Genomic DNA, 3221 nt, shown 5'->3' with positions numbered 1-3221 from the left:
GGTGCTGCTGCGCCGGACCGGCGACGGTCCGGCGGTGCTGATGGGCGTGCGCAGCGGCGGGCACCGCTTCATGCCCAACCGGCTCGTCTTCCCCGGCGGGCGGGTCGAGGCCGCGGACCACCGCGTTCCCTTCGCCGCGCCGCCGCCGTCCGCGCTCGCGGACTCCTTCGGCCCGCGCGCCGCCGCGCTCGCCGCCGCCGCGATCCGCGAGACCTTCGAGGAGACCGGGCTCCGGCTTGCCGCCCCGGCCCCGCCCGGGGCGCGCCTGCCGCGCGGGCGCGGCTGGGCCGAGTTCAGCGCCGGCGGCGTGCTGCCCGCGGGGGATGCGCTGGTGCCGCTCTGCCGGCTGGTCACACCTGCCTTCAGCCCGATCCGCTTCGATGCGCGTTTCCTGCTCGCCCCGGCCGAGCGCGTCTCGGGGGAGCTCGGCGGGAACGGCGAGCTCGGGTTCCTGCGCTGGATCCCGCTCGCGGAGGCCGAGACGCTCGACCTCGCCCTGCCGCAGCGCGTGGTGCTGCGCGAGGTGGCGGACTGGCTCCGCGCTGCGCCGGCGGCGCGCGCCGCACGCCGCGCGCCGCTCTGGCGCGAGCTTGGCGCGAGCCTGGTCCGCGTGCCGCCGCTATAGCGCCGGTGCGGCGCCGGGAAGCCGGCCCTCGGCCTTGAGCTTGATCAGGTGCGCGCGCACGGTCCTGGCCGCAGCCGGGCGGAGCGGCTCGGCGAGGCCGGGATACTGGTGCGCGACGACCTCCTCGACGGTCGCCGCCCCGGCGGCGAGCGCCTCCAGGATGCCCGCCTCGCGCTGTTCACGGTGGCGCAGGAGGGCGGCGACATGGGGCCGCGGCGCAACGATCGGCGGGCCGTGGCCGGCAAGGAAGGTGCCCTCGGGGCGCTCCAGCATCCGGCGCAGATTGGCCATGTAGGCTGCCATGTCGCCGTCCGGCGGCGCCACCATCGAGGTCGACCAGGGCATCACGTGGTCGCCGCTGAACAGGATCCCCTCGCCCTCCAGCACGAAGCAGAGGTGGTCCGAGGCATGGCCGGGCGTGAACAGCACCGACAGACGCCAGCCCTCGCCCGCGATCGTGTCCCCCTCGCCCAGCGTCTCGTCTGGCAGGAAGGGAGGGTGGCCGGTGGCGATGCCGACCGTCCGCCCGGCCTGCGGATGGCCCCGGCCCATCACCGTCGCGCCGGTCGCCGCCGCGAGCGGCGCGGCGCCCGGCGCGTGGTCCTGATGCCCGTGCGTGACTAGGATGTGCGTCACGGTCTCGCCCCGCAGCGCCTCGAGCAGGGCGCGGCGATGCGCCGGATCGTCCGGCCCCGGATCGATCACGGCGACGCGGCCGGCGCCGACGATCCAGGTGTTGGTGCCGTGATAGGTGAAGGGCCCGGGATTGCGCGCCACGATCCGGCGCACGCGGGGATGGACCTGCTGCGCGACGCCGTAGGGCGGCACGGCCTCGGTGATGAACGCGATCGTCTCCATGGCCGGGGAGAATGGCCCAGATCGCGCCGTCGCACAGCGCCCTCGGCGTGACGCCGCTCACTGACGCCCGCCCTGCCCGCGCTGCATGATGGTCACGGTTCCGCCCGATGCATGACACGACGGCGGCCGGAGAAACCATTCTGCAATGCGCGGGGCCGAGCATGCGCCGCGAGACGAGAGCCGAGATGCTGCGCCTGATTCCGCCCCTGCTGTTCGCCCTCTTCGCCCTCGGCGCGCTCGCCGTGGCCCTGGACGAGACCGTCCAGCGCGAGGCGCCCGGCTCGGCGCTGGTGGAGGCGTGGATGCGCGCCCAGGGCGGCACGGCGGACAGCCGCTGAGCCCGATCAGGCGGACGCGCCCGATCGCGTGTTGAGGCGCGTCATACCCGGAGCACAAGGGTTTGACCTTTGTGCGGAGGGTATGGCGCGCGGGGCTCAAGGGGCGGCCGTGCGCAAAACTAAGGCCTGATGCCCGGCCGGCAAAGGTCGAACCTTTGTCGGCCGGGTATCAGGCCCCTCGGAGCCGCTTGCGACAGGTCGGAGCGGGCCCCGGCCGCCCCCCCGCCCCCGGCGGCCGCGACTAGGCCTCGTCGCCGATGCGGGCGGAGGTCCCGCCCATGCTGATCATCGCCAGGAACTCGCGCCGGGTGGTCGGATCGTCGCGGAACGCGCCGAGCATGCGGCTCGTCACCATCGACACCCCGGGCTTGTGGACGCCGCGTGTAGTCATGCACTGGTGCGCCGCCTCGATCACCACCGCCACACCCTTGGGCTGGAGCACCGTGTCGATCGTGTTGGCGATTTGCGCGGTCAGCTTCTCCTGGATCTGCAGCCGCTTGGCGTAGGCCTCGACCACGCGCGCGAGCTTGCTGATGCCGACCACCCGCTTGTGCGGCAGATAGGCGACATGCGCCCGGCCGATGATCGGCACCATGTGGTGCTCGCAGTAGCTCTCGAGGCGGATGTCGCGCAGCAGCACCATCTCGTCGTAGCCGTCCGTCTCCTCGAAGGTGCGCGCGAGCAGCTCCTCGGGGTCCGTCTCGTAGCCGCAGAAGAACTCCCGGAAGGAGCGCACCACGCGCGCGGGCGTGTCGATCAGCCCCTCGCGGTCGGGATCGTCGCCGGCCCAGAGCAGCAGCGTGCGCACCGCCGCTTCCGCCTCGTCGCGCGTTGGGCGCTGCCGGGTGAGCTGCGGCGCGGAGGGCGAGGCGGGAGACTTGACGTTCATTGCAGGCGATCCTTTCGGACAACGGGGTGGCGGGATGACCGTTCTTGTCGTTCTGCGGCCCGGTGCCCTGAACGGGGGCCCAAGCTGATCCGTTCCTCAACGCCGAGGATAGTGGCCTGGGGTCGAGGCAAGTCAATCGCGGCCTCACGCGGGCGTGAGGGTCAGCGCGCGCCGCAGGGATCGGCGCCGTCGCGCGCGGCGAGCAGGTCCTCGGCCGCCTGGAGGAGCGCGAGCCGGCCGGCGAAGGCGAGGCCGCGCGGGTCGACATGGTCGAGTTCCGGAACGAGATGCAGACGCGCGCGCGGCAATGCCCGTGCGAGCCGCACGCTCTCCGTCCAGGGGATCACCGGATCGGCGGTGCCGTGCACCAGGATGGCGCAGACGCGCAGGCCGCCGAGCGGGGCATCGGCGAGGCTGAGCCGATCGAGCGCCGCGCGCAGGGGGCCGGGCAGGGCGGCGATCCGCCGCGGCACGGCCTCCGGATCGCGCTCCTCGGCCAGCGCCGCTGCGA

The 3221-nt window shown here is 74.0% G+C and carries 5 protein-coding genes; 2 read left to right on the top strand and 3 right to left on the bottom strand.

The features are described 5' to 3' along the window. Nucleotides 1-625: NUDIX domain-containing protein (locus FK498_RS18085; protein ID WP_141857019.1), on the top strand; the 625-nt coding region annotated here is incomplete at its 5' end. On the opposite strand, the gene FK498_RS18080 is transcribed toward FK498_RS18085, so the two are convergent. After that, the gene (locus FK498_RS18080) at nt 620-1483 is read right to left on the bottom strand and encodes an MBL fold metallo-hydrolase (RefSeq protein ID WP_141857017.1); all 864 of its coding nucleotides are present in this window, start codon (nt 1481-1483) and stop codon (nt 620-622) included. The two genes, FK498_RS18085 and FK498_RS18080, sit on opposite strands and share 6 nt — an antisense overlap. Before the next feature lie 185 nt (nt 1484-1668). Between FK498_RS18080 and FK498_RS19550 the strand changes: the two genes are divergently transcribed. Continuing rightward, complete coding sequence (locus FK498_RS19550; RefSeq protein WP_161988486.1) at nt 1669-1821, top strand: hypothetical protein; 153 nt, start codon at nt 1669-1671, stop codon at nt 1819-1821. A 241-nt stretch (nt 1822-2062) separates the two neighbouring features. Here the strand turns inward: FK498_RS19550 and folE are convergent, their stop codons facing one another. Further along, the gene (gene folE, locus FK498_RS18075; RefSeq protein ID WP_141857015.1) at nt 2063-2710 is read right to left on the bottom strand and encodes a GTP cyclohydrolase I FolE; all 648 of its coding nucleotides are present in this window, start codon (nt 2708-2710) and stop codon (nt 2063-2065) included. A gap of 161 nt (nt 2711-2871) precedes the next feature. Then, a partial coding sequence (locus FK498_RS19545) for a S9 family peptidase (protein WP_202614918.1) occupies nt 2872-3221 on the bottom strand: 350 nt, incomplete at its 5' end.

The sequence above is a fragment of the Elioraea sp. Yellowstone genome (genome assembly GCF_006704265.1).
Taxonomy (GTDB): Bacteria; Pseudomonadota; Alphaproteobacteria; order Acetobacterales; family Acetobacteraceae; genus Elioraea.
Note: the sequence above shows the minus strand (reverse complement) of the source record. Positions and strands in the feature narration are given on the sequence as shown.

Bases quoted from the DNA above. Each gene is read 5' to 3' on its own strand.
- FK498_RS18080 (WP_141857017.1), bottom strand. From the start codon at position 1,483: ATGGAGACGATCGCGTTCATCACCGAGGCCGTGCCGCCCTACGGCGTC.
- FK498_RS19550 (WP_161988486.1), top strand. From the start codon at position 1,669: ATGCTGCGCCTGATTCCGCCCCTGCTGTTCGCCCTCTTCGCCCTCGGC.
- folE (WP_141857015.1), bottom strand. From the start codon at position 2,710: ATGAACGTCAAGTCTCCCGCCTCGCCCTCCGCGCCGCAGCTCACCCGG.